Source organism: Kineococcus glutinatus (assembly GCF_039542765.1).
Classification (GTDB): Bacteria; Actinomycetota; Actinomycetes; order Actinomycetales; family Kineococcaceae; genus Kineococcus_A; species Kineococcus_A glutinatus.
In genome coordinates this window covers 1-4,870 of sequence record NZ_BAABIL010000133.1, presented here as the reverse complement: position 1 = coordinate 4,870, position 4,870 = coordinate 1, and the positions used below count along the sequence as shown (strand labels likewise).

Below are 4,870 nucleotides of genomic sequence, written 5' to 3'. Positions count from 1 at the left end.
TGGAGGGCGACGGCCTCGTCGTCTCCCGCCGTCGCACCGGCACGGTCGTGAGCGGCGGCGCACCGGCCGCCGACGACGTGCAGCGCACCGCGGTCGAGCTGGTCACCCGCGCCCGGGCGGCGGGGCTGGACGACGCGGCGGTCCTCGACGTCGTGCGCGGCGCCCTGCTCCGCCACGGCCCGGTGACCCCGCTCAGAGCGAGCAGCCCACCAGCACCGGCTCGTTGACCAGGCGGACGCCGAAGCGCTCCTCGACCCCGGCGGCGACCTCGCGGGCCAGCGCCAGCAGGTCGCCCGACCCGGCGCCGCCGCGGTTGGTGAGCGCGAGGGTGTGCTTCGTCGACAGCGCCGCCGGGCCCGGCAGCCCGTGCCCGCGGGCGAAGCCGGCGCGGTCGATGAGCCAGGCCGCGCTCGTCTTCACCATCCCCTCCCCCGCCGGGTAGCGCGGCGCGTCCGCCGGCAGCAGCCCGGCGTCGGCCGCGGGCAGCACGGGGTTGGTGAAGAACGAGCCCGCGCTCCAGGTGTCGGGGTCGTCGGCGTCCAGCACCATGCCCTTGCGGGCGCGCAGCCGCAGCACCGCGGCGCGGACCTCCGTCAGCGGCACCCGGCCGCCGACGTCCACGCCCAGCTCGCGGGCCAGCTCCGGGTAGGTCACCGGCGCCGACAGGGTGCCCGGCTTGAGCTGGAAGGTGACGTCGAGGACGACGTGGCGGCTCTCGGGGTGCGTGCCGGCCAGGGCGGTGCGGGTGCGCTTGAGCAGGGAGGTGCGGTAGCCGAAGGCCAGGTCGGCGGCGGCCAGGGTGCGCACGCGGGCGTCCACCCGGTCGTACACGCGCACGGTGGCGATGGTCTGCGCCACCTCCTGCCCGTAGGCGCCGACGTTCTGCACCGGCGTGGCGCCCACCGTGCCGGGGATGCCCGAGAGGGCTTCCAGGCCGACGAAGCCGCGCGCCACGGCGAGCGCCACGAGCCCGTCCCACGGTTCCCCCGCCGCGGCGGTGACGATCGCGCCGCCGCAGAGGTCCTGGTCGAGGACCTGCACACCGCGGGTGGCGACGCGGACCACCGTGCCGTCGAAGCCGGCGTCGGCGACGAGGACGTTGGACCCGCCCGCGAGCAGCAGCAGGGGTTCGGCGGCGGCGTCGGCGGCGCGGACGGCCGCGACGAGCTCGGCCTCGGTGCGGGCCTCGACGAGGCGGCGGGCGGGGCCGCCCACGCGCAGGGTGGTGAGGGGGGCCAGCGGGACGTCGGTGCGGGCCTGCGGCACGGCGGGGGACGTCTCGGGCGCTGCTGCGGGGTGCACCGCCCGACCCTAACCGGGCGGGGTGCCCGGCAGCGGCTGCGCGGCCCCGGGGACGCCGGAGCGCGCCGGCGGGCGGGCCGTCTGCGCCAGCAGCAGGGCCACCGCCGCCACCCCGGCCGCGACGAGCACCGCGCGCAGGATCCCCACGTGGTCGCCCAGCACCCCCACCAGCGGCGGGCCGGCGAGGAAGGCGGTGTACGCGACGGACGACACCACGCTCACCCGGGCCGCGGCGGCGTGCGGTTCGTCGGCGGCGGCGCTCATGCCGAGCGGGAAGCCGAGGGCCGCCCCCACCCCCCAGAGCACCGCGCCGAGCAGCACGGGACCGGTGCCGCTGCCGAGGGCGAAGAGCAGGACGCCCGCCACGGCGAGCACCGCGCAGCCGCGCAGCGCCGGCACCCGCCCGATGCGGTCCAGGATCTGCGGCCCGAGCACCCGGCAGACGGTCATGGCCGTGACGAACGCCGCGAAGCCGAGGACGCCCACCGCCTCGGAGGTGCGGTGGCCCTGCTCGTCGACCATGGCCACCGCGATCCAGTCGTTGGCCGTGCCCTCCACGAAGGCCATCGCGCAGACCATGAGCCCGAGCAGCAGGGTCCGCGGCTCCCGCCAGGCCGCCCGCAGACCGAGGCCGGCGGGGGTGGGGTCGTCGCCCTGCGGGGCGGAGGGGCCCGCCACCGGCAGGAAGGCGCGCACGGCCAGGGCCGTCGCCGCCAGGGCCAGCACGCCCACCGCGGCCAGGTGCGGGGCCGCGGGGACGCCGAGGGCGATGAGCGCCGAGCCCGCGCCGGCGGCGAGGACGGTGCCGAGGCTGTAGCCGGCGTGGAAGCGGGGCATGAGCGCACGGCCCAGGCGCCGCTCGACGTCGGCGCCCTCGACGTTCATCGCCACGTCCCAGGCGCTGGTGCCGGCGCCCTGCACGAAGAGCCCGGCCGCGACGAGCAGCGGGCTGGGCAGGGCGGCCAGCGCGAGCGCCACCGTGCCCGTGCCGACGGCGACGGCGGCGGCCCCGGCCAGCACGGTGCGCGCCGGCCCGATGCGCATCACGACCGCCCCGGCCAGCGGCATGGCGATCACAGCTCCGGCGGACAGGGCCAGGAGCAGCAGGCCCAGCGCGGACGACGACAGGTCGAGCTCGGCGCGCGTGGCGGGGATGCGGCTGACCCAGCTCGCGAACGCGAAGCCGTTGAGGATGAACGCGGCGTAGACGGCGGTCCGGGCGCGCTGCGAGGCGTGCGTGCCGGGCGGGGTGGACACGGCGGCGGACCTCCAGGGAGGGCGAAAGATCAGGGCAGCCGGACGACGGCGCGGGCCCGGCCCAGCACCTTGGCGCCGGCGCTGGTGACCACCAGCTCGACGCGCACGGTGCGGGTGTCCTCGTCGCGGGCGGCCACGGCCCCCTCGACGAGGACGTCGGCGCCGCGCTCGTGGTCGACGACGACGGGGTTGGTGAAGCGGGTGCCGTATTCCACGACGGCACCGGGGTCGCCGGCCCAGTCGGCGACGACCTGCCCGGCGAGGGCCATCGTGTACATCCCGTGGGCGATGACGTCGGGCAGGCCGACGGAGCGGGCGAAGCGCTCGTCCCAGTGGATGGGGTTGCGGTCGCCGCTGACCCCCGCGTAGCGCACGAGGTCGGCACGGGTGACGTGCAGGGTGCGGGGGGGCAGCGCGTCGCCCACGGCCGCGGCCTCGAAGGTGGGGCGGGGCGCGACGGTCGTGCCGTCGTCGGCGGTGCTGCTCACGGGTGCCGTCCTCGTCACGGGCTGTCGGACCGGAGCCGTCGGACCGGGGTGGTCGCGGTCAGCCGGCGGGGCGGACGACGAGCATCGAGACCACCGTGGTGACCGGCTCGCCGTCCTCGGTGGTGATCTCGTTGCGGGTGGTCACCATGGCGGTGCCGCGGACCTCGCGCACGGCGTCGACGTGCAGCACGGAGACCAGGCGGTCCCCCGCGACGACGGGGCGGTGGTGCGTGAAGGACTGCTCGCCGTGCACGACGCGGGAGTAGTCGATGCCCGCCGCCGGGTCGGTCACGAACTGCCGGTCGGCGAGCTGGGCGACCTTCACCGCGTACGTGGGGGGTGCCACGACGTCGGCGTGCCCGAGGGCGCGGGCGACCACCGGGTCGGTGTGGGCGGGGTGGGTTGCACCCACGGCCGCGGCGAACTCGCGCAGCTCCTCGCGCCCGACCTCGTAAGGCCGGGTCGCGGGGTAGGTGCGACCGGCGAAGGACGCGTCGATCCCGCTGGGTGCGCTCACGACGCCCGGGCCGCGCGGGTCAGCGGGTCTCGCGGTGGTCGCGGTGCACGCCGCAGTTGGGGCAGAACTTCTTGAGGTCCAGCCGGTCGGGGTCGTTGCGCCGGTTCTTCTTGGTGATGTAGTTCCGGTGCTTGCACTCCGTGCAGGCGAGCGTGATCTTGGGACGGACGTCCTGGCTCTTCGCGGCCACGGCTGGTGCCTTCTCTCAGCTGGTCGGTCTGGTGGGGCGTCGCGCGACGCGCACTCACCCCGAGGGTACGGCACGCATCCCCCGGCGACCGTGCCGCGGAGGACGCGCGCCCTTGGTAGCGGAGGCCGGACTCGAACCGACGACACAGCGATTATGAGCCGCTTGCTCTACCAACTGAGCTACTCCGCCGCAGCGCCGCCGGCGCGAACCGCGACGCTGAGAGCCCCGATCGAGGATTGAACTCGAGACCTCTTCCTTACCAAGGAAGTGCTCTACCACTGAGCTATCGGGGCGGAACGTCGTCGAGGGTACACGCTCCGGCAGGCAGTCACCCAACCGGCACAGCACCCCGACGTCAGAGGATCCCGGTGCCCTCTCCGGGACCGGGATCCTCAGCGTGGCGGGTGAAGGATTCGAACCTCCGTAGTCTTTCGACGACTGATTTACAGTCAGCTCCCATTGGCCGCTCGGGCAACCCGCCGCGCACGACCGGGCCCGTGGTGGGCCCGAGTGCGAGTGACACGATAGCAAGGCCGGGACGCCACACGCGCCACCGGCGACAGCCCGGCAGCACAGGCAACAGCGCAGGAGGAGCACCCGTGCCCAGCGAGTCGTCGTTCGACGTCGTCAGCAAGGTCGACCGGCAGGAGGTCGACAACGCGCTCAACCAGGCGGCGAAGGAGATCCAGCAGCGCTACGACTTCAAGGGCACCGACGCGGAGGTGCGCTGGAGCGGCGAGACGATCCTGATGCGCGCCAACTCCGAGGACCGCGTCAACGCCGTCCTCGACGTCCTGCAGACCAAGCTCGTCAAGCGCGGCGTCTCCCTCAAGGTCCTCGACACCTCCGAGCCCCGCCAGTCCGGCAAGGAGTACCGGATCGAGGCCTCGCTCAAGGAGGGCCTCAGCCAGGAGATCGCCAAGAAGATCGGCAAGCTCGTCCGCGACGAGGGCCCCAAGGGCGTCAAGACGCAGGTGACCGGCGACGAGATGCGCGTGTCCTCCAAGAGCCGCGACGACCTGCAGGCGGTCATCACGCTGCTGAAGGGCGCCGACCTGGACACCGCGCTGCAGTTCGTCAACTACCGCTGACGGGCGGAGCGGTGGACGCCGCGGG

Annotated in this window: 6 protein-coding genes, 3 tRNA genes and 1 pseudogene; 2 read left to right on the top strand and 8 right to left on the bottom strand. The window is 75.0% G+C overall.

The genetic code is table 11. The features are described from left to right. A pseudogene (locus ABEB16_RS06025) lies at window positions 1-227 on the top strand (hypothetical protein); the annotation flags it as partial. Here ABEB16_RS06025 and ABEB16_RS06020 read toward each other — a convergent pair. The 8 genes from ABEB16_RS06020 to ABEB16_RS05985 form a co-directional block, all read right to left on the bottom strand. Further along, window positions 193-1,302, bottom strand: coding sequence for a UDP-N-acetylmuramate dehydrogenase (locus ABEB16_RS06020; RefSeq protein ID WP_425560111.1), 1,110 nt, complete (start codon window positions 1,300-1,302; stop codon window positions 193-195). The pseudogene ABEB16_RS06025 and the gene ABEB16_RS06020 sit on opposite strands and share 35 nt — an antisense overlap. A gap of 9 nt (window positions 1,303-1,311) precedes the next feature. Next, window positions 1,312-2,559 (bottom strand): MFS transporter, encoded by a 1,248-nt coding sequence (locus tag ABEB16_RS06015; RefSeq protein ID WP_345711353.1) that lies wholly within the window; start codon window positions 2,557-2,559, stop codon window positions 1,312-1,314. A 29-nt stretch (window positions 2,560-2,588) separates the two neighbouring features. Beyond that, on the bottom strand, window positions 2,589-3,047 hold the full coding sequence (locus ABEB16_RS06010; protein WP_425560110.1) for a MaoC/PaaZ C-terminal domain-containing protein: 459 nt from the start codon (window positions 3,045-3,047) through the stop codon (window positions 2,589-2,591). A 58-nt stretch (window positions 3,048-3,105) separates the two neighbouring features. Continuing rightward, window positions 3,106-3,564, bottom strand: a complete 459-nt coding sequence (locus ABEB16_RS06005; protein WP_345711352.1) for an FAS1-like dehydratase domain-containing protein — start codon at window positions 3,562-3,564, stop codon at window positions 3,106-3,108. Between the two features lie 19 nt (window positions 3,565-3,583). Further along, window positions 3,584-3,754 (bottom strand): 50S ribosomal protein L33, encoded by a 171-nt coding sequence (gene rpmG, locus ABEB16_RS06000; protein WP_345711351.1) that lies wholly within the window; start codon window positions 3,752-3,754, stop codon window positions 3,584-3,586. A 113-nt stretch (window positions 3,755-3,867) separates the two neighbouring features. Beyond that, window positions 3,868-3,943 (bottom strand) — tRNA-Met (locus ABEB16_RS05995). A gap of 32 nt (window positions 3,944-3,975) precedes the next feature. Next, window positions 3,976-4,047 (bottom strand) — tRNA-Thr (locus ABEB16_RS05990). A 105-nt stretch (window positions 4,048-4,152) separates the two neighbouring features. Then, a tRNA-Tyr gene (locus tag ABEB16_RS05985) sits at window positions 4,153-4,235 on the bottom strand. A gap of 118 nt (window positions 4,236-4,353) precedes the next feature. Here ABEB16_RS05985 and ABEB16_RS05980 point away from each other — a divergent pair. Then, window positions 4,354-4,845, top strand: a complete 492-nt coding sequence (locus ABEB16_RS05980) for a YajQ family cyclic di-GMP-binding protein (RefSeq protein WP_345711350.1) — start codon at window positions 4,354-4,356, stop codon at window positions 4,843-4,845. Window positions 4,846-4,870 lie beyond the last annotated feature (25 nt).